The 18518-nt window shown below is 67.5% G+C and carries 16 protein-coding genes; 13 read left to right on the plus strand and 3 right to left on the minus strand.

Annotated features, from left to right (window positions below; all coding sequences use genetic code 11):
- The 7 genes from AB3K92_RS25340 (at position 1) to AB3K92_RS25370 (ending at position 7594) form a co-directional block, all read left to right on the plus strand.
- Positions 1 to 669 carry a MotA/TolQ/ExbB proton channel family protein gene (locus AB3K92_RS25340; protein ID WP_048026132.1) on the plus strand — a complete coding sequence of 223 codons (669 nt, stop codon included), beginning with the start codon at positions 1 to 3 and terminating at the stop codon, positions 667 to 669.
- 24 nt (positions 670 to 693) lie between these two features.
- The gene (locus AB3K92_RS25345; RefSeq protein ID WP_059484611.1) at positions 694 to 1155 is read left to right on the plus strand and encodes a biopolymer transporter ExbD; all 462 of its coding nucleotides are present in this window, start codon (positions 694 to 696) and stop codon (positions 1153 to 1155) included.
- A gap of 289 nt (positions 1156 to 1444) precedes the next feature.
- Positions 1445 to 4039 carry a leucine--tRNA ligase gene (gene leuS / locus AB3K92_RS25350; RefSeq protein ID WP_369466048.1) on the plus strand — a complete coding sequence of 865 codons (2595 nt, stop codon included), beginning with the start codon at positions 1445 to 1447 and terminating at the stop codon, positions 4037 to 4039.
- A gap of 38 nt (positions 4040 to 4077) precedes the next feature.
- A complete protein-coding gene (gene lptE, locus AB3K92_RS25355; RefSeq protein ID WP_059493432.1) occupies positions 4078 to 4632 on the plus strand; it encodes an LPS assembly lipoprotein LptE in 555 nt (184 codons plus the stop codon).
- An 18-nt stretch (positions 4633 to 4650) separates the two neighbouring features.
- On the plus strand, positions 4651 to 5745 hold the full coding sequence (gene holA / locus AB3K92_RS25360; RefSeq protein ID WP_027788384.1) for a DNA polymerase III subunit delta: 1095 nt from the start codon (positions 4651 to 4653) through the stop codon (positions 5743 to 5745).
- Positions 5746 to 5880: 135 nt separating this feature from the next.
- Complete coding sequence (locus AB3K92_RS25365; RefSeq protein WP_042974307.1) at positions 5881 to 7152, plus strand: glutamate-5-semialdehyde dehydrogenase; 1272 nt, start codon at positions 5881 to 5883, stop codon at positions 7150 to 7152.
- 19 nt (positions 7153 to 7171) lie between these two features.
- Positions 7172 to 7594, plus strand: coding sequence for a CopD family protein (locus AB3K92_RS25370; protein ID WP_011350935.1), 423 nt, complete (start codon positions 7172 to 7174; stop codon positions 7592 to 7594).
- Between the two features lie 96 nt (positions 7595 to 7690).
- On the opposite strand, the gene AB3K92_RS25375 is transcribed toward AB3K92_RS25370, so the two are convergent.
- Positions 7691 to 8539: a MurR/RpiR family transcriptional regulator gene (locus tag AB3K92_RS25375; protein WP_021158790.1), complete on the minus strand. Its 849-nt coding sequence runs from the start codon at positions 8537 to 8539 to the stop codon at positions 7691 to 7693.
- Positions 8540 to 8833: 294 nt separating this feature from the next.
- Between AB3K92_RS25375 and edd the strand changes: the two genes are divergently transcribed.
- The 4 genes from edd to AB3K92_RS25395 all read left to right on the plus strand — a co-directional run bounded on the left by edd (position 8834) and on the right by AB3K92_RS25395 (position 13435).
- Positions 8834 to 10690 carry a phosphogluconate dehydratase gene (gene edd, locus AB3K92_RS25380; RefSeq protein WP_021158788.1) on the plus strand — a complete coding sequence of 619 codons (1857 nt, stop codon included), beginning with the start codon at positions 8834 to 8836 and terminating at the stop codon, positions 10688 to 10690.
- Between the two features lie 19 nt (positions 10691 to 10709).
- The gene (eda, locus tag AB3K92_RS25385; protein ID WP_011350938.1) at positions 10710 to 11336 is read left to right on the plus strand and encodes a bifunctional 4-hydroxy-2-oxoglutarate aldolase/2-dehydro-3-deoxy-phosphogluconate aldolase; all 627 of its coding nucleotides are present in this window, start codon (positions 10710 to 10712) and stop codon (positions 11334 to 11336) included.
- Between the two features lie 220 nt (positions 11337 to 11556).
- Positions 11557 to 12918, plus strand: coding sequence for a GntP family permease (locus AB3K92_RS25390; RefSeq protein WP_042974304.1), 1362 nt, complete (start codon positions 11557 to 11559; stop codon positions 12916 to 12918).
- Between the two features lie 13 nt (positions 12919 to 12931).
- On the plus strand, positions 12932 to 13435 hold the full coding sequence (locus tag AB3K92_RS25395) for a gluconokinase (protein ID WP_042974301.1): 504 nt from the start codon (positions 12932 to 12934) through the stop codon (positions 13433 to 13435).
- Between the two features lie 73 nt (positions 13436 to 13508).
- Here the strand turns inward: AB3K92_RS25395 and AB3K92_RS25400 are convergent, their stop codons facing one another.
- A complete protein-coding gene (locus AB3K92_RS25400; protein WP_021158784.1) occupies positions 13509 to 14156 on the minus strand; it encodes a TetR/AcrR family transcriptional regulator in 648 nt (215 codons plus the stop codon).
- Positions 14157 to 14430: 274 nt separating this feature from the next.
- Between AB3K92_RS25400 and AB3K92_RS25405 the strand changes: the two genes are divergently transcribed.
- Complete coding sequence (locus AB3K92_RS25405; RefSeq protein WP_059706687.1) at positions 14431 to 15852, plus strand: FAD-binding oxidoreductase; 1422 nt, start codon at positions 14431 to 14433, stop codon at positions 15850 to 15852.
- A gap of 75 nt (positions 15853 to 15927) precedes the next feature.
- Here the strand turns inward: AB3K92_RS25405 and purB are convergent, their stop codons facing one another.
- Positions 15928 to 17316 (minus strand): adenylosuccinate lyase, encoded by a 1389-nt coding sequence (gene purB / locus AB3K92_RS25410; protein WP_027788377.1) that lies wholly within the window; start codon positions 17314 to 17316, stop codon positions 15928 to 15930.
- Between the two features lie 196 nt (positions 17317 to 17512).
- Between purB and AB3K92_RS25415 the strand changes: the two genes are divergently transcribed.
- Positions 17513 to 18466: a LysR substrate-binding domain-containing protein gene (locus tag AB3K92_RS25415; RefSeq protein ID WP_059484606.1), complete on the plus strand. Its 954-nt coding sequence runs from the start codon at positions 17513 to 17515 to the stop codon at positions 18464 to 18466.
- Positions 18467 to 18518: the final 52 nt, after the last annotated feature.

The following is an 18518-nucleotide window of genomic DNA, read 5'->3' on the forward strand; positions in this document are numbered from 1 at the left end:
ATGGCGATACCCACCGGCGTTGTCCACTACCTCGAAAGCGGCGATGCGATCACGCATGCCGTCGCCTATGTGCTGCTGGCGATGTCCGTCGCCAGCTGGTGCTTCCTGCTCATGAAAGCCTGGCTGCTGGTCCGCGCGAAGCGGCAGGGGCCGCGCGCGCTCGCCGCGTTCTGGCGCGCGCCGTCGCTCGACGCGGGCATCACCGCGCTCGCCGGCGCCGATCGCGAGCGCGTGTTCGTGCCGCTCGCCGAAGCCGCGCGCGATGCGGCCGACGAGCACGACCCGGCCGCGCTGGCCGCGCGCGTCGAGCGCAGCGAACGCGTGCTGCGTGCGTTGCGGCACGCGATGCTGCGCTCGCAGCGGCGCCTCGAGTTCGGCCAGGTGCTGCTCGCGTCGATCGGCAGCACCGCGCCGTTCGTCGGGCTGCTCGGCACCGTGTGGGGCATCTATCACGCGCTCGGCAGCATCGCCGCGAGCGGGCAGGCGCAGATCGAGAACGTCGCGGGGCCGGTCGGCGAGGCGCTGATCATGACCGCGTTCGGGCTCGTGGTCGCGATTCCCGCGGTACTGGCCTACAACATCCTCGGGCGGCTCGTGCGGCAGCTCGCCGAGGAACTCGACGGTTTCGCGCGCGACCTGCACGTGTTCGTGTGCGCGCAGGAAGCCTGACGCGTCCATTCCGGAGGAGCGACCATGGCATTCGGCGGACTCGAGCACCACAAGACGTCCGCGCCGATGGCGGAGATCAACATGACGCCGCTGATCGACGTGATGCTGGTGCTGCTCGTCATTTTCATCATCACCGCGCCGCTGATGACGCATGCGATCCGGCTCGACCTGCCGAAGGTCGCGGCCAGCGTCGCGCGCGACACGCCGCAATCCGTCACCCTGTCGATCGACGACGCGGGCAAGCTGTACTGGGACGACGCGCCGGTGGCGCTCGACGCGCTGCCCGCGCGCTTCCGGGCCGCCGCCGCGGGCGGTGCGCCGCCCGAGCTGCGGCTGCGCGCGTCGCGCGCGACCCGCTACGACGTGATTGCGCAGGTGATGGGCGCCGCGCAGGCCGCCGGCCTCACGCGGATCGGCTTCGTGACCGACGTGCCGCCGCAGGCGGGCGGTGCCGCGGCGGCGCCTGCCGTGCCGGCCAACCGCTGAGCGGAGCCGGCGGGCCCGTCCCTGGCACGGGATCGGGCCGCACGCCGCAAGACCGGTCGAATGGGCCGGCGCGGGCGGTATAATCAACGTTTTTCCCGGTTGGCAGGCTCTTTTCAGGTAACCCGGAATTTTCCAGGCTACCCGGGCATGCCGCGGGTTGCCCGGAAAATTCCCGGAAACCGTGAACAGGTCGGCAACAGCGAACCTGCAGGTCCGCCGGGCAAGCACGATTTTCGATCCACTCCTGCGCGCGCCGTCGCGCCGCTTAAAGCCTAGTCCGAACCACACCATGCACGAGAGATACGTACCCGCCGACGTCGAAGCCGCCGCCCAGGGCGACTGGCGCGCAGCCGATGCCTACAAGACGCAGGAAGATTCGCAGAAGCCGAAGTTCTACTGCGTGTCGATGCTGCCGTACCCGTCCGGCAAGCTGCACATGGGTCACGTGCGCAACTACACGATCAACGACGTGATGTACCGCTATCTGCGGATGAACGGCTACAACACGCTGATGCCGATGGGCTGGGACGCGTTCGGGATGCCGGCCGAGAACGCCGCGATGGCGAACGGCGTGCCGCCCGCGAAGTGGACCTACGACAACATCGACTACATGAAGGGCCAGATGCAGTCGATGGGCCTCGCGATCGACTGGTCGCGCGAGATCGCGACGTGCAAGCCGGACTACTACAAGTGGAACCAGTGGCTGTTCCTGAAGATGCTCGAGAAGGGCATCGCGTACAAGAAGACGGGCACCGTGAACTGGGACCCGGTCGACCAGACCGTGCTCGCGAACGAGCAGGTGATCGACGGCCGCGGCTGGCGCTCGGGCGCGCTCGTCGAGAAGCGCGAGATCCCGATGTACTACCTGCGCATCACGCAGTACGCGGATGAGCTGCTGAACGACCTCGACGGCCTCGGCTGGCCCGAGCGCGTGAAGATCATGCAGCAGAACTGGATCGGCAAGAGCTTCGGCGTGAACTTCGGCTTCCCGTACGAACTCGACGGCGAGAAGAAACTGTTGCGCGTGTTCACGACCCGCGCCGATACCATCATGGGCGTCACGTTCTGCGCGATCGCGGCCGAGCATCCGCTGGCCACGCGCCTCGCGCAGGACAAGCCCGAGCTGCTCGCGTTCATCGACGAATGCAAGCGCGGCGGGGTCGCCGAGGCCGACGTCGCGACGATGGAGAAGAAGGGCGTCGCGACCGGCTTCTCGGTCACGCACCCGCTGACCGGCGAGCCGGTCGAGGTGTGGATCGGCAACTACGTGCTGATGAGCTATGGCGAAGGCGCGGTGATGGGCGTGCCGGGCCACGACGAGCGCGATTTCGCGTTCGCGAAGAAATACGACCTGCCGATCAAGCAGGTGATCGCGAGCGAAGGGCAGACGTACTCGCTCGACGCATGGCAGGAGTGGTACGGCGACAAGGAAACCGCGGTCTGCGTGAACAGCGGCAAGTACGACGGCCTGCGCTACACGGAAGCCGTCGACGCGGTCGCGGCCGACCTGAACGCCGGCGGTTTCGGCGACAAGCAGGTCACGTGGCGCCTGCGCGACTGGGGCGTGTCGCGCCAGCGCTACTGGGGCACGCCGATCCCGATCATCCACTGCCCGTCGTGCGGCGACGTGCCGGTGCCCGAGCAGGATCTGCCCGTCGTGCTGCCGGAAGACCTCGTGCCGGACGGCTCGGGCAACCCGCTCGCGAAGTCGGAAGCGTTCCTGAACTGTTCGTGCCCGAAGTGCGGCGCGGCCGCGAAGCGCGAAACCGACACGATGGACACCTTCGTCGATTCGTCGTGGTACTTCTCGCGCTACACGGCGCCGGACGCCGAGACGATGGTCGACGCGCGCACCGACTACTGGATGCCGATGGATCAGTACATCGGCGGCATCGAGCACGCGATCCTGCACCTGCTGTATTCGCGCTTCTGGACCAAGGTGATGCGCGACCTCGGCCTCGTGAAGTTCGGCGAGCCGGCGAAGAACCTGCTCACGCAGGGGATGGTGCTGAACGAGACGTTCTACCGTGAAGACGCTTCCGGCAAGAAGACCTGGTACAACCCGGCCGACGTGACGGTCACGCACGACGACAAGGGCCGCCCGGTCGGCGCGACGCTGAACACGGACGGCCAGCCGGTCGTGCTCGGCGGCATCGAGAAGATGTCGAAGTCGAAGAACAACGGTGTCGATCCGCAGGTGCTGATCGACCAGTACGGCGCCGACACCGCGCGCCTGTTCACGATGTTTGCCGCGCCGCCCGAGCAGCAGCTCGAATGGTCGGGTGCGGGCGTCGAGGGCGCGAGCCGCTTCCTGCGCCGCGTGTGGAGCTTCGGTGCGACGAACCGTGAAGCGCTCGCCGCGCGCGCGGGCTTCGATGCGGCCGCGCTCGGCGAAGCCGACAAGGCGCTGCGCCGCGAAATCTACAGCGTGCTGAAGCAGGCCGATTTCGATTACCAGCGCCTGCAGTACAACACGGTCGTGTCGGCCGCGATGAAGATGCTGAACGCGATCGACGGCGCGAAGGGCGCGACGCCCGGCGTGCTGCGCGAAACGTACGGCGTGCTGCTGCGCGTGCTGTACCCGGTCGTGCCGCACGTCACGTTCGAGCTGTGGAAGGCGCTCGGCTATGCGGACGAATTCGGCCCGCTGCTCGACGCACCGTGGCCGAAGGTCGACGAGGCCGCGCTCGAGCAGGCCGAGATCGAACTCGTGCTGCAGGTGAACGGCAAGGTGCGCGGCGCGCTGAAGGTCGCGAAGGACGCGAGCCGCGAGGCGATCGAAGCTGCGGCGGTGGCCGACGAAGCGTTCGCGAAGTTCAGCGACGGCAAGCCGGCGAAGAAGATCGTCGTCGTGCCGGGCCGCCTCGTGAACATCGTCGTCTGACGGCCGCCGGCCGTCGGACGTACCCAGAAGGAGCGAAGGTGATCCGCAGATCGTTTTTGATGCTCGCCGTCGGCAGCGCGGTCGCGCTGTCGGCATGCGGCTTCCAGTTGCGCGGCCAGCAGGACTACGCGTTCAAGCACCTGCTGATCGTCGGCGCGCCGGCGCCGGTCGAGGCGCGCTTCGTGCGCCTCGTCGAGGCCGGCAGCGACACGAAGATCGTCAAGTCGGCGGACGACGCCGACGCCGTGCTGCGCATGTCGGAGTCGCGCGGTCAGAATACGCTGACGCTCAACAAGTTCGGCTCGGCGCAGGAATACGCACTGTTCTATACGCTGACTTACACGCTCACGAGCAAGGACGGCACCGTGCTGATCCCGCCGAGCGCGATCGCGCTGAACCGCGCGATGACGTACAGCGACCAGTACACGAACGCGAAGGCGCAGGAAGCCGACATCCTGTACGGCGACATGCAGAACGATGCGGTCGACCAGCTGATGCGGCGTCTTGCGATCGTCCACTCGCTGACACCGGCGCCGGAAGACGTGGTGCCGGGCGTCGCGCCGCGCGCGCCGTTGCCGCCGCCGCCGCTCTGATCGACGGCATACGCACCGATGCAACTGCGACTTGATGCACTGGAGCCGCACCTCGCGAAGGGGTTGGCCGGGCTCTATACCGTGTACGGCGACGAGCCGCTGCTCGCGCAGGAGGCGTGCGACCGCATTCGTGCGGCTGCACGCGCGGCCGGCTTCACCGAGCGTTCGGTGCATACCGTCGAGCGCGGTTTCGACTGGAGCGTGCTGCTCGGCGCGACCCAGGCGATGTCGCTGTTCGGCGAGCGCCAGCTGATCGAGCTGCGCATTCCGTCGGGCAAGCCCGGCAAGGAAGGCGCCGACGCACTGAAGACGCTCGCGGCCACGCCCAACCCCGACGCGCTGATGCTCGTCACGTTGCCGCGCCTCGACGCGGCCACGCAGAAATCCGCCTGGTTTACCGCGCTGCAGAACGGCGGCGTCGCGCTGAAGATCGATCCGGTCGACCGCGCGCAACTGCCGAACTGGATCGGCCAGCGTCTCGCGATGCAGGGCCAGCGCGCCGCGCCCGGCGAGGACGGGCGGCGCGCGCTGCAGTTCATCGCCGAGCGCGTCGAAGGCAACCTGCTCGCCGCGCACCAGGAAATCCAGAAGCTCGGGCTGCTGTATCCGCAGGGCGCGCTGTCGTTCGAACAGGTGCACGACGCGGTGCTGAACGTCGCGCGTTACGACGTCTTCAAGCTGAACGAAGCGATGCTCGCCGGCGACGCCGCGCGGCTCGCGCGGATGATCGACGGGCTGAAGGGCGAGGGCGAGGCGATCGTGCTGGTGATGTGGGCCGTCGTCGAGGAACTGCGTACGCTGCTGCGGATCAAGCGCGGCACGACGGCCGGCAAGCCGCTGGCAACGTTGCTGCGCGAGAACCGCGTATGGGGGCCGCGCGAGCGGCTGATCGGCCCCGCGCTGAACCGGGTGTCGGAAGCCGTGCTCGAGAAGGCACTCGCGTTTGCCGCGAAGCTCGACCGGCAGGTCAAGGGGCTCACGGCCGTCGTGCCGGGCCGCCGCACGCAGGACGAACCGCCGCCCGATCCGTGGGACGGGCTGTTCCAGCTCGCGATGACGGTGGCCGGTGCCCGCGGCGAGCGACCGCCGACCGCGGGTCGCGTGCGACGCTAAGTCCCGTCCGGGCCTTCAGCGCGCGCTGCGCAACCCGCATACAATGTTTCGATCACGGGCGCGGCTCTCCGGCCGCCGTCCACGCTTCCCCACGAATTCATGCCGCCCAGCGCGGCGCGCTTCTCGAGTCACACGATGGATATCGATCAGTACATGACCGACCTGGGCCGTCGCGCCCGGCACGCTTCCCGCGCGATGGCGCGCGCCAGCACGGCCGCGAAGAACGCGGCACTCGACGCCGTGGCGCGCGCGATCGAACGCGACGCGCAGGCACTGAAGGACGCAAATGCCCGCGATGTCGCCCGTGCCCGTGAAAAGGGGCTCGATGCAGCGTTCGTCGATCGCCTGACGCTGTCGGACAAGGCGCTGAAGACGATGGTCGAGGGCTTGCGCCAGGTTGCGTCGCTGGCCGATCCGATCGGCGAGATCGGCAACCTCAAGTACCGCCCGAGCGGAATCCAGGTGGGCCAGATGCGGGTGCCGCTCGGCGTGATCGGCATCATCTACGAATCGCGCCCGAACGTGACGATCGACGCGGCCGCGCTGTGCCTGAAGTCGGGCAACGCGACGATCCTGCGCGGCGGCTCCGAAGCGCTCGAATCGAACGCGGCGCTCGCGAAGCTGATCGGCGAAGGGCTCGAAGCCGCCGGCCTGCCGCAGGACGCGGTGCAGGTCGTCGCGACGGCCGATCGCGCGGCGGTCGGCAAGCTGATCACGATGACCGAATACGTCGACGTGATCGTGCCGCGCGGCGGCAAGAGCCTGATCGAGCGCCTGATCAACGAGGCGCGCGTGCCGATGATCAAGCACCTCGACGGCATTTGCCACGTGTACGTCGACGATCGCGCCGACCTCGGCAAGGCGCTGACCGTCTGCGACAACGCGAAGACGCACCGCTACGGCACCTGCAACACGATGGAGACGCTGCTTGTCGCGAGCGGTGTCGCGGCGACGCTGCTGCCGCCGCTCGGCAAGCTGTATCGCGACAAGCAGGTCGAGCTGCGCGTCGATGCGGCCGCGCGCGCGGTGCTCGCCGATGCGGGCGTCGGCCCGCTCGTCGATGCCACCGAGGAAGACTGGCACACCGAGTATCTCGCGCCGGTGCTCGCGATCAAGGTCGTCGACGGCCTCGATGCCGCGATCGAGCACATCAACCATTACGGCTCGCATCACACGGATGCGATCGTCACCGAGGATCACGACCGCGCGATGCGGTTCCTGCGCGAAGTCGATTCGGCGAGCGTGATGGTCAACGCGTCGACGCGTTTCGCGGACGGTTTCGAATTCGGCCTCGGCGCGGAAATCGGCATCTCGAACGACAAGCTGCACGCACGCGGCCCCGTCGGCCTGGAAGGGCTGACGTCGCTGAAGTACGTCGTGCTCGGGCACGGCGAAGGCCGCCAATAACAAGCGAGGCACACAACCGATGGCGATGCTCTGGGTCAAGACGTTCCATATCGTACTGATCGCCGCGTGGTTCGCGGGGCTCTTCTATCTGCCGCGCATCTACGTGAACCTGGCGATGGAAACCGATCCGGCCGCCGTGCGGCGCCTGTTGCTGATGGCGCGCAAGCTGTTCCGCTTCATGACGATGATCGCGGTGCCGGCGCTGGCCTGCGGGTTGTGGCTGTGGCTCTCGATCGGCATCGGGCAGGGGCAGGGCTGGATCCACGCGAAGGTGACGGTCGTGCTGCTGCTCATCGTCTATCACGCCTATTGCGGGCACCTGCTGCGGGTGTTCGAGCGTGGCGAGAACCGTCGCACCGACAAGTGGTATCGCGTGTTCAACGAGCTGCCGGTGCTCGGCATGCTCGCGGCGGTCGCGCTGGTCGTGATCAAGCCGTTTTGAGCGGCGCGGCCGGCGCGGTTGCCGGTGCGGGACCCTGCGCAACGGCGCCCCTCGGGGCGCCGTTCGTCGTTTACGTGCGCTCTGCCTGCCGCCTGCTCAATCCTTCGTGCCGTCGTCGATCCGGCGGCGCGTGATCGCCTCCTTCGCGCGGCCGACCCGTTCCATGAGCGCGGGGCCGCGCGACAGCGCGACGCCGACCGCGAGGATGTCGCCGATCGCGAGATGCGACATCCGCGACGTCATCGGCGAGAACACGTCGGTTTCCTCCGCGACGTTCGACGCGAGGCTCACCGTCGCGAGCTTCGCGAGCGGCGAATGGCTCTGCGTGATCGCGACGACTTTCGCGCCGCACGCGAGCGCGGAGCGCGCGGCGTCGACGATGTCGCGTGTGCGGCCGGTGTTCGAGATCGCGACGACGACGTCGTGCGGCCCGAGCAGCGCCGACGACATCGAGAACGTGTGCGGGTCCGAATACGCGACGCTCGGCACGCCGAGCCGGAAGAACTTGTGCTGGATGTCCTGCGCGGCGATGCCGGAGCCGCCGGCGCCGTAGAACTCGATCCGCGATGCGTTCGACAGCAGCGCGATCGCTTCGGCGACGCTGCCGGCCGACAGGCTGTTGCGCACCTCGATCAGCGCGCCGATCGTGCGGTCGAACACCTTGCCGATGATGCCGGGCGCCGGTTCGTCGGGCTCGACGTCGCGATAGACCGACGACACGCCCGGCGCGACGCTCTGCGCGAGCCGGATCTTGAATTCGCGGAAGCCGCTGCAGCCGAGCGCCTGGCAGAACCGCGCGATCGTCGGCTGGCTGACGCCCGCGCGCGTCGACAGCTCGGTCATCGCGAGGTCGAGCACCTCGCGCGGCGCGGCGAGGATGTAGTCGGCGAGCTTGCGCTCGGACGGGCGCAACTCGGCGCGGATCGCTTCAATGCGGGGCAGCATGGGACGGGCGGGCAGAAATCGGGTTCGGATGAGCGAGTGTATCGCAATCGAATTGTAGAAAATCTACATGGAATTACTAGCTGATTCGTCGTTGTTTCATCGCGTGCGGGATACCGGAGATTAGGGTTTTCACTAGGTAAAGCCTTGCTGGTGGCGGGAATAGGGGTTGCGCGCATGCGGATCGACATTGCGCGCTTGTAGTTTTTCTACTAGACTGGCTTCGTTCGTTCGATGCACTCGATCGTCCCCACGATTCCAACCGCCGGTGTCGGCCGGCATACAGGAGCGCCCAGCATGACATCGCTGCACCCCACTCTGGCGAAGGTCACCGAACGCGTGATCGCCCGCAGCCAATCGACCCGTTCCGCCTATCTGCAGCGCATCGACGGCGCGCAGGGCAAGTTCCCGGCACGCGGCGCGCTGTCGTGCGCGAACCTCGCGCACGGCTTCGCGGGCCTCGAGGGCAACGACAAGTTCTCGATCAAGGCGATCCGCGAGCCGAACATCGGCATCGTGTCCTCGTACAACGAGATGCTGTCCGCGCACGCGCCGTACAAGGATTTCCCCGAGATCATCAAGGCGGCCGCGCGCGAGAACGGCGGCGTCGCGCAGTTCGCGGGCGGCGTGCCGGCGATGTGCGACGGCGTCACGCAGGGCAACCCGGGGATGGAGCTGTCGCTGTTCTCGCGCGAGGCAATCGCGATGGGCACGGCGATCGCGCTCACGCACAACATGTTCGACGCGGCGCTCTGCCTCGGCATCTGCGACAAGATCGTGCCGGGCCTGCTGATCGGCGCGCTGCAGTTCGGCCACCTGCCGACGATCTTCGTGCCGGCCGGCCCGATGACGAGTGGCCTGTCGAACGACGACAAGGCGAAGATCCGCCAGCAGTTCGCGACCGGCCAGGTCGGCCGCGACGCACTGCTCGAAGCCGAATCGGCCGCGTATCACGGCCACGGCACCTGCACGTTCTACGGCACCGCGAACAGCAACCAGATGCTGATGGAGCTGATGGGGCTGCACCTGCCGGGCTCGGCATTCGTTCATCCGCACACGCCGCTGCGCACCGCGCTGACGGCCGAGGCCGCGCGCCGCGTGCTCGACCTGACCGTCGAACGCGGCCACTACACGCCGATCGGCCATGTGATCGACGAGAAGGCGATCGTCAACGGGATCGTCGCGCTGCTCGCCACGGGCGGCTCGACCAACCACACGCTGCACCTCGTCGCGATCGCGCGTGCGGCCGGCATCCTGATCGACTGGAACGACTTCGACGAACTGTCGGCCGTCGTGCCGCTGCTCGCGAAGATCTACCCGAACGGCAAGGCCGACGTGAACCATTTCCACGCGGCGGGCGGCGTGGCCTTCCTGGTGCGCAACCTGCTCGAAGGCGGGCTGCTGCATGAAGACGTGACGACCGTCGCGGGCAAGGGCCTGTCGCACTACACGAAGGAGCCGAAGCTGATCGACGGCAAGCTGACGTGGGTCGACGGCGCGGCCGAGAGCCACGACACGAAGGTGCTGCGCGGCATCCGCGACCCGTTCCAGCCGGACGGCGGCCTGCGCCTGATGCAGGGCCGGCTCGGCCGCGGCGTGATCAAGATTTCGGCGGTCGCGCCCGAGCACCGCAAGGTGACGGCGCCCGCGATCGTGTTCGATTCGCAGGAAGCCGTGCAGGAGGCCTTCGATCGCGGCGAGCTGAAGCGCGATTTCGTCGCGGTCGTGCGCTTCCAGGGCGCGCGCGCGAACGGGATGCCCGAGCTGCACCGTTTGACGCCGCTGCTCGGCGTGCTGCAGGATCAGGGCTTCCACGTCGCGCTCGTCACCGACGGCCGCATGTCGGGCGCGTCGGGCAAGGTGCCGGCCGTGATCCACGTGTCGCCGGAAGCGCTGCTGGCCGGCCCGCTCGGCAAGGTGAAGACGGGCGATACGCTCGTGATCGACGCCGAAGCCGGCGTGCTGGACATCGAGGTCGACGCCGCCGAGTGGCAGGCGCGCCCGGTCGCGCAGCCGCTGCACCAGGCCGAGAACGAGGTCGGTTTCGGGCGTGAATTGTTCGGCGTGTTCCGCGCGGCCGCCGCGCCGGCCGAGCAGGGCGCATCGGTTTTCGGCGCGCTGGTCGGCGAATCGGCCGCCCACGTCGCCGCATGAATTTCAAGGAGCCAATTCAATGAAGACGATTGCTGAAATCGTGAAGCTGGGCCCGGTCATCCCGGTGCTCGCGTTCGACTCGGTCGAGCAGGGTGAACACGTGTCGCGCGCGTTGCACGCGGGCGGCGTGAAGGTACTCGAGATCACGCTGCGCACGCCGGCTGGCCTGGAAGCGATCCAGCGCGCGAGCCAGCTCGCGGACGACATCGTCGTCGGCGTCGGCACGATCACGAAGCCCGAGCATTGCGAGCAGGCGAAGCGTGCGGGCGCGAAGTTCGGCGTGTCGCCGGGCCTGACGAAAGAGCTGCACCTCGCGTCGCTCGACGCGGGCCTGCCGCTGCTGCCGGGCGTGATGACGCCGAGCGACATCATCCAGGCACTCGAATTCGGCTACGAGATCGTGAAGTTCTTCCCCGCTCAACAAGCGGGCGGCGTGCCGATGCTGCAGGCGTTCCACGGCCCGTTCCCGGCGCTGAAGTTCTGCCCGACCGGCGGCATCACGGTCGAAACCGCGCCGAATTTCCTGAAGCTGCCGAACGTGGTGTGCGTCGGCGGCTCGTGGCTCACGCCGAAGGCCGCGCTCGCCGCGCAGGACTGGGCCGAAGTCACGCGCCTCGCGCAAGCCGCGAGCCAGCTTCCCCGTTAAGACTTGTACGAGATGACGGTTTGACCCTCGGAAGACAAGCGCTTAGTGCTTGTTTTACCGAGGGTTTTTGCTGATGGAACCGGTTCTATCCGCGGACCGTAAAGATAAGTAAAATTCAGCGTCCTGACGGGGTGGGTACCCCCCCGTGTTCCGGAGACCTGCATAGCCGGGCATACTCGCAACAACGCGCCCGGTTCGAACAATTCTAGGAGGAGTCCACATGGGGGCTGTCCAAGGCAGCATGCTGCTCGTATTCACGCTGATCGCGATTGCCGCGCTGATCCTGATGATCGCGCGCTACAAGATCTACCCGTTCCTGGTGCTGATCATCGTCTCGCTCGGCCTCGGCCTCGTCGTCGGCATGCCGATGGACAAGATCGTCAAGTCGTTCGAGGCGGGCACGGGCGGTACGCTCGGCCACATCGCGATCGTCGTCGGCCTCGGCACGATGCTCGGCAAGATGATGGCCGAATCGGGCGGCGCCGAACGGATCGCGACCACGCTGATCGACTGGTTCGGTGAAAAGAACATCCACTGGGCGATGATGTTCGTCGCGATCATCGTCGGCCTGCCGGTGTTCTTCGAAGTCGGCTTCGTGCTGCTGATCCCGATCGCGTTCAACGTCGCGAAGCGCACCGGCAAGTCGCTGCTCGTCGTCGGCCTGCCGATGGTGGCCGGCCTGTCCGTCGTGCACGGCCTGATCCCGCCGCACCCGGCCGCGCTGCTGGCCGTCCAGCAATACGGCGCCGATATCGGCAAGACGATCGCGTTCGGCCTGATCGTCGGCGTGCCGACCGCGATCATCGCGGGCCCGCTTTTCGCGCTGACGATCTCGAAGTTCGTGAAGCTGCCGGAAAACAACCCGCTCGCGTCGCAGTTCGTCGACTCGCATGCGGACGGCCGCAAGCGCGAACTGCCGAGCTTCGGCATCACGCTGTTCACGATCCTGCTGCCCGTCGTGCTGATGCTCGTCGGCAGCTGGGCCGACCTGCTGTTCACGCCGAAATCGCTGCCGAACAACCTGCTGCGCTTTGCCGGCAACTCGGACGTCGCGCTGCTGATCGCCGTGCTCGTGAGCTTCTTCACGTTCGGCAAGCTGCAGGGCTTCAACCGCGACCAGATCCAGAAGTTCTGCGGCGAGTGTCTCGCACCGATCGCCGGCATCACGCTGATCGTCGGCGCGGGCGGCGGCTTCGGCGGCGTCCTGCGCGACAGCGGGATCTCGCAGCAGATCGTCGAGACCGCGAAGCATGCGCACCTGTCGCCGCTGTTGCTCGGCTGGTTCGTCGCGGCGCTGATGCGTCTCGCGACGGGGTCGGCGACGGTCGCGATGACGACGGCCTGCGGCATCGTCGCGCCGATCGCGGCGGCAGCCGGCACGACGGTCAGCCCGGAGCTGCTGGTGCTCGCCACGGGCTCGGGCTCGCTGATCTTCTCGCACGTGAACGACGGCGGCTTCTGGCTGATCAAGGAATACTTCGGGATGACGGTCGGTCAGACGTTCAAGACCTGGTCGTTGCTCGAAACGATCATCTCGGTGCTCGGCCTCGGCTTTACACTGCTGCTGAGCATGGTTCTGTAACAAGGGGTAGTCAATGATTCTGATCGCAATGGGCGTGTCGGGCGCGGGCAAGTCGCGAATCGGCGAAATGCTGGCGGAACGCCTGTCGTGCAGCTATACCGACGGCGACGCGTTTCACAGCGCGGCGAACAAGGAAAAGATGCATCACGGCATTCCGCTGACCGACGACGACCGCTGGCCGTGGCTGCGCACGATTCGCGCTGCCATCGAGGAAAAGCAGCGCGCGGGCGAGACGGCCGTGTTCACGTGCTCGTCGCTGAAGCGGTCGTACCGCGACGTGCTGCGCGGCACCGACACCGACGTGCGGTTCGTGTATCTGAAGGGTTCGTTCGAGGTGTTGCACGAGCGCCTGAAGAGCCGCACCGGCCATTTCTTCGATCCGTCGCTGCTGAAGAGCCAGCTCGACACGCTCGAGGAACCGGGCCCGGACGAAGCGATCCAGGTCAGCATCGAGCTGACGCCCGAACAGATCGTCGACCAGGTCATGCTGAAGATCGGCATCGCGCAGCAGCACTGAGCGCGGTTCGCGGCAATCATCACGCAAAAGGCGCCCCTCGGGGCGCCTTTTGCATTGGTGGCCGGCGTGCCGGTCAGGTGGCGGGCGCCTGTTTCGCGATGCCGTCGAGCAGCACGTCGAGCATCGTGTCGTGCACGGCTGCCGGATCGAGCTGCGCATAGAGCGGGGCGGCCGCCTTGACGAGCGGATGCGCGGCGTCCGACAGCGCCGCCATTTCCGCGAGCTCGACGTCGTTCGCGGCGCGCGTGAGGCCGCCGGCTTCGGCCGCGGCAAGCCCGATCACGCTCGCATACCAGCCGACGCAAACCGATGGCAGCGCCGCGCGCGGGATGCCGGCGTCGGCCAGCGCGCGATGCACGGCCTCGATGTGCGCGAGATCGGCCGGCCCGGTACTCATGTGCCGCTGCAGCAGTGCGAACGCGGCCGGGTAGCGCAGCGCGAGCGCGCGGTACTGGCGCGCGAGGTCTCGCAGCCGTTCGCGCCACGGCAGCGTGGCGTCGACCGGCACCAGCGAGCGCGACAGCGCGTTCGCGATCGCGCGACTCAGGCCTTCCTTCGACTTGAAGTGGTACAGCACGCTCATCGGGTCACAGCCGACCGACTGCGCGAGCTTGCGCACGCTGAACGCGGCTTCGCCGACGTCTTCGAGCAGCGCGAGCGCGGCCGCGACGATCGCATCCTTGTCGAGGCCGCGCGGGCCCTGGGCGGGTTTGTCTTTCATCGATACGGGCCGGCGTGCCGGTGCGGCACCGGCTGTAAACTCGACGAAAGCTGATTTTACACTGTAGAATTATTTCTGCGGTGTAGAAATTGGGTGTCCCGGCACCTTTCAATACGTGCTTTCGCACAGTCCGGGATCCAGGCGGCACGAGCGTGCCCGCCGTCAACACGGGCCATCGCGCCCCTTTTCTCGTTGACACCCATGTGGAACCGGCTGCCCCACCCGCGAAGCCAGAAGGCTCTTCGACAGGCGGCCCTACCATGCAAGTGCAATCATGACTTTCAATAACCAACCCCTGATCCAGGGCGAATCGCGTTTCGAGCAAACGCAACTGAACATCGAAAAAGACAACTGGAACTGGTGCGATCCGGCCCGCTACGACGGCGAGCGCCCGGCGAACTGGTACGAGGCGTCGTTGTCGCGCCATGAAAACACCGTGCCGCTCGCGCACGACGCGGTATGCGACGTGCTCGTGATCGGCGCGGGTCTGCTCGGCGCATCGGCCGCATTGCATCTCGCCGAAGCGGGCGTCGACACGATCCTCGTCGACAAGCACCACGTCGGCTCGGCCGCATCGGGTCGAAACGGTGGGCAACTGACGCCCGGCCTCGCGCGCTGGGAAGCGGCCGACATGATCGACCACCTGTCGCACGACGACGCGAAGCGGCTGTGGCGCTTCGCGTCGGCTGAATCGATGGACCTGATCGATACGATCGGTGCGCGTTACGCGCTCGAACTCGACCGCAAACGCGGGCACATCACGGCCGCTGTCCACCCCGGCCACATGAGTGCGCTGCTGGACGGCGCGGATGCGCGCCGTCATCTCGGCGACGCGGGCGTGACGCTCGTCGGCCGCCATCAGCTGAACGACGAATACGTGCGTTCGGGGCTGTACCACGGCGCGGCGATCGATGCGATCGGCGGCCAGATCCATCCGCTCGCACTGGTGCGCGGGCTCGTTCATGGTTTCCGGCTTAACGGCGGCACGCTGTACGAAGGCACCGAGGTGGTCGAGCTCGACGAGACGCCCGCGGGCGTCGTCGCGACGACGCCGGGCGGCACGATCACCGCCCGCAAGGGCGTCGTGCTCGCGCTGCACAACACGACGTTCCGGCTGCTCGACGACGGCGCCGCGACGACCGTGCCGTTCTTTACCTATGTGAGCGTGACGGCACCGCTCGACGTCGACGTCGCGACGCTGATGCCGGCCGGCATGCCCGTGTACGACACGCAGTTCCAGATCGACTACTACCGGCCGGTACGCGGCAACCGCCTGCTGTTCGGCGGGCAGGGCACCGGTACGTGCTGGGCGCAGCCCGACGTCAACGCGTATCTGCTGACGCGGCTGAACACGGTGTTCCCGCAGGTCGACGGCCGGTTCGCGCTCGATTACTGCTGGAGCGGCGTCAGCGACTTCACGCTGAACGGCGCGACCGACAGCCGCAAGACCGACGGCCGCGTGCCGATGTACATGGTGCAGGGCTGGAGCGGCCACGGCGTCGCGCAGACGGTGCGGATCGGCAAGGCGATCTGCGACGATTTCGTCGGACGCAACGACGATTTCTCGATGCTGACCGGCATCGACCATCGCGCGATTCCGCTTGGACGCCAGTTGTCGCCGATCGCGATTCCGGCGGCGAAGGCGGCGATGAGCGTGATGAGCGCGCTCAATCCGGGGCGGATGATTTCGTTCTGAGCGGACGCGGCATGCAAATGAAAAAGCCCGATGCGATTGCTCGCATCGGGCTTTTTTACGTACGGAGACGGGCGCTTACGCGATCCGCTTCGCGAGTTCGACGGCCTTGCCGATGTACGACGCAGGCGTCATCGCGAGCAGGCGATCCTTCGCGTCCTGCGGGATCGCGAGCGTGCCGACGAATTCCTGCAGCGCTTCGCGCGTGATGCCCTTGCCGCGCGTCAGTTCCTTCAGCTGCTCGTACGGGTTCTCGATGCCATAGCGGCGCATCACCGTCTGCACCGGCTCCGCGAGCACTTCCCAGCAGTTGTCGAGATCTTCGTTCAGGCGCTGCGGGTTCACTTCGAGCTTGTCGAGGCCGCGGATCAGCGAGTCGTATGCGAGCAGCGAGTAGCCGAGCGCGACGCCCATGTTGCGCAGCACCGTCGAGTCGGTCAGGTCGCGCTGCCAGCGCGACACCGGCAGCTTGTCGGCGAGGTGGCGCAGCGTCGCGTTCGCGAGGCCGAGGTTGCCTTCCGAGTTCTCGAAGTCGATCGGGTTGACCTTGTGCGGCATCGTCGACGAGCCGATCTCGCCGGCCTTCGTCTTCTGCTTGAAGTAGCCGACCGAGATGTAGCCCCACACGTCGCGGTCGAGGTCGAGCAGGATCGTGTTCGCGCGTGCGACCGCGTCGAACAGCTCGGCCATGTAGTCGTGCGGCTCGATCTGGATCGTGTACGGGTTGAACGTGAGCTTCAGGCGGTTCTCGATCACGTCGCGCGAGAACGCTTCCCAGTCGAATTCCGGATACGCGGACAGGTGCGCGTTGAAGTTGCCGACCGCGCCGTTCATCTTGCCGAGGATCTCGACCTTCTCGATGCGCGCGATCGCGCGGTCGAGACGGGCCGCGACGTTCGCGAGCTCCTTGCCGAGCGTCGTCGGGCTGGCCGGCTGGCCGTGCGTGCGCGACAGCATCGGCTGGTCGGCCAGCGCGTGCGCGAGCGCGACGAGGCGCTGGTGGACCGTGCGCAGCGCCGGCACGATCACGTGCGTGCGCGCACCGGCAAGCATCATCCCGTGCGACGTGTTGTTGATGTCCTCGGACGTGCACGCGAAGTGGATGAATTCGCTGGCCTTCTCGAGTTCTTCCTGGCCCTTCACCGATTCCTTCAGCCAGTATTCGACGGCCTTCACGTCGTGGTTCGTCACGCGCTCGATTTCCTTGATGCGCGCGGCGTCGTGGGCGGTGAAGCGCTCGGCGAGCTGCAGCAGGAACTGCTCGGAGGCTTCCGAGAAGCGCGGGACTTCCGCGAAGCCGGCGCGCGACAGCGCGATCAGCCAGTGCACCTCGACGGTGACACGGTGGCGCATGAAGGCGGCTTCGGAGAGCCAGTCGCGCAGCGCTTCGGTCTTGCTGGCGTAGCGGCCGTCGATGGGCGAGAGCGCGGTGAGGGCGAAAAGCGTATCGGGACGAGTGTCGGACATGATCGGGCGGGCTTTGAGGGCCGGGTCGAGCGAGGAGGGAGAATCCGGCATTTTACCATCGGCGCGGGACGATTCCGGCCGCGCCCGGCGAGCCGCATCCGGCCGCGCGCCGGGCCGCTTGCGTAGCCGCCGGCCGGGCCCGCCCGCCGGTAGAATGCAGGCTTCTTCCCGACCGCCGCCCGCCGCGCCCGCCTGCATGGAACTGAAATGGCTCGAAGACTTCGTTTCGCTCGCGGAAACGCGCAGCTTTAGCCGGTCCGCCGAGCTGCGGCACGTGTCGCAGCCGGCGTTTTCGCGGCGCATCCAGGCGCTCGAGGCATGGCTCGCGACCGAACTGATCGATCGTTCGGTCTATCCGACGCGGCTGACGCAGGCCGGGCAGATCTTCTACGAGCAGGCGCTGACGATGCTGTCGCAGGCGCACGAGGCGCGCACGCTGCTGCGCGGCCACGTCGGCGCGCCGGTGCCGACGATCGAGTTCGCGGTGCCGCACACGCTGTCGCTCACGTATTTCCCGCGCTGGCTGCAGCGGATCGAGGCGAAGATGGGCCAGGTCCACACGCGGCTGCGCGCGCTGAACGTGCACGACGCGGTGCTGTCGCTCGTCGAGGGCGGCTGCGATCTCGTGATGGGCTACCACCACCCGAGCCACCCCGTCGCGCTCGACCCGGCGCGCTACGACATGCTGATCCTCGGCAGCGAGCCGATCAGCCCGTTCTCGGCGCCGGGCCGCGCGGGGCGGCCGCGCTATACGCTGCCCGGCACGGCCGACGCGCGCGTGCCGTACCTGTCATATACGCCGAACGCGTATCTCGGCCGGATGACGGAGGTCATCGTCGCGAATGCGTCGACGCCGCTGTTCCTCGATCGCGTCTATGAAACCGACATGGCCGAAGGGTTGAAGGCGATGGCGCTCGCGGGCCACGGCATCGCGTTCCTGCCGCACAGCGCGGTCGAGGATGCGGTGGCGGGCGGCCGCCTGATCCGGCTCGACCGGTCGGTGCGCGGCGGCGCGCATCCGTTCACGCTGACGATGGAGATCCGGCTGTACTGCGACAAGCTCGCGCTGCAGGGCGACGATCCGCGACAGAAGCTCGTGCGTGCGCTGTGGGACGTCGTGCGCGACGAACTGCGCGAATCCGCGGGTTAACCGTGGGCGGTTAACCGTCGATCGTCCGGCCCGGCCGGCTGACGTCGGGCTT

Origin of the sequence: Burkholderia sp. Bmkn7 (assembly GCF_041103175.1) — a bacterium.
Lineage (GTDB): Bacteria > Pseudomonadota > Gammaproteobacteria > Burkholderiales > Burkholderiaceae > Burkholderia > Burkholderia cepacia.

Excerpts from the sequence above, each read along its gene's own strand:
- AB3K92_RS25340 (WP_048026132.1), top strand. The coding sequence starts at position 1 with ATGGCGATACCCACCGGCGTTGTCCACTACCTCGAAAGCGGCGATGCG.
- AB3K92_RS25345 (WP_059484611.1), top strand. The coding sequence starts at position 694 with ATGGCATTCGGCGGACTCGAGCACCACAAGACGTCCGCGCCGATGGCG.
- leuS (WP_369466048.1), top strand. The coding sequence starts at position 1,445 with ATGCACGAGAGATACGTACCCGCCGACGTCGAAGCCGCCGCCCAGGGC.
- holA (WP_027788384.1), top strand. The coding sequence starts at position 4,651 with ATGCAACTGCGACTTGATGCACTGGAGCCGCACCTCGCGAAGGGGTTG.
- AB3K92_RS25365 (WP_042974307.1), top strand. The coding sequence starts at position 5,881 with ATGGATATCGATCAGTACATGACCGACCTGGGCCGTCGCGCCCGGCAC.
- AB3K92_RS25370 (WP_011350935.1), top strand. The coding sequence starts at position 7,172 with ATGGCGATGCTCTGGGTCAAGACGTTCCATATCGTACTGATCGCCGCG.
- AB3K92_RS25375 (WP_021158790.1), bottom strand. The coding sequence starts at position 8,539 with ATGCTGCCCCGCATTGAAGCGATCCGCGCCGAGTTGCGCCCGTCCGAG.
- edd (WP_021158788.1), top strand. The coding sequence starts at position 8,834 with ATGACATCGCTGCACCCCACTCTGGCGAAGGTCACCGAACGCGTGATC.
- eda (WP_011350938.1), top strand. The coding sequence starts at position 10,710 with ATGAAGACGATTGCTGAAATCGTGAAGCTGGGCCCGGTCATCCCGGTG.
- AB3K92_RS25390 (WP_042974304.1), top strand. The coding sequence starts at position 11,557 with ATGGGGGCTGTCCAAGGCAGCATGCTGCTCGTATTCACGCTGATCGCG.
- AB3K92_RS25395 (WP_042974301.1), top strand. The coding sequence starts at position 12,932 with ATGATTCTGATCGCAATGGGCGTGTCGGGCGCGGGCAAGTCGCGAATC.
- AB3K92_RS25400 (WP_021158784.1), bottom strand. The coding sequence starts at position 14,156 with ATGAAAGACAAACCCGCCCAGGGCCCGCGCGGCCTCGACAAGGATGCG.
- AB3K92_RS25405 (WP_059706687.1), top strand. The coding sequence starts at position 14,431 with ATGACTTTCAATAACCAACCCCTGATCCAGGGCGAATCGCGTTTCGAG.
- purB (WP_027788377.1), bottom strand. The coding sequence starts at position 17,316 with ATGTCCGACACTCGTCCCGATACGCTTTTCGCCCTCACCGCGCTCTCG.
- AB3K92_RS25415 (WP_059484606.1), top strand. The coding sequence starts at position 17,513 with ATGGAACTGAAATGGCTCGAAGACTTCGTTTCGCTCGCGGAAACGCGC.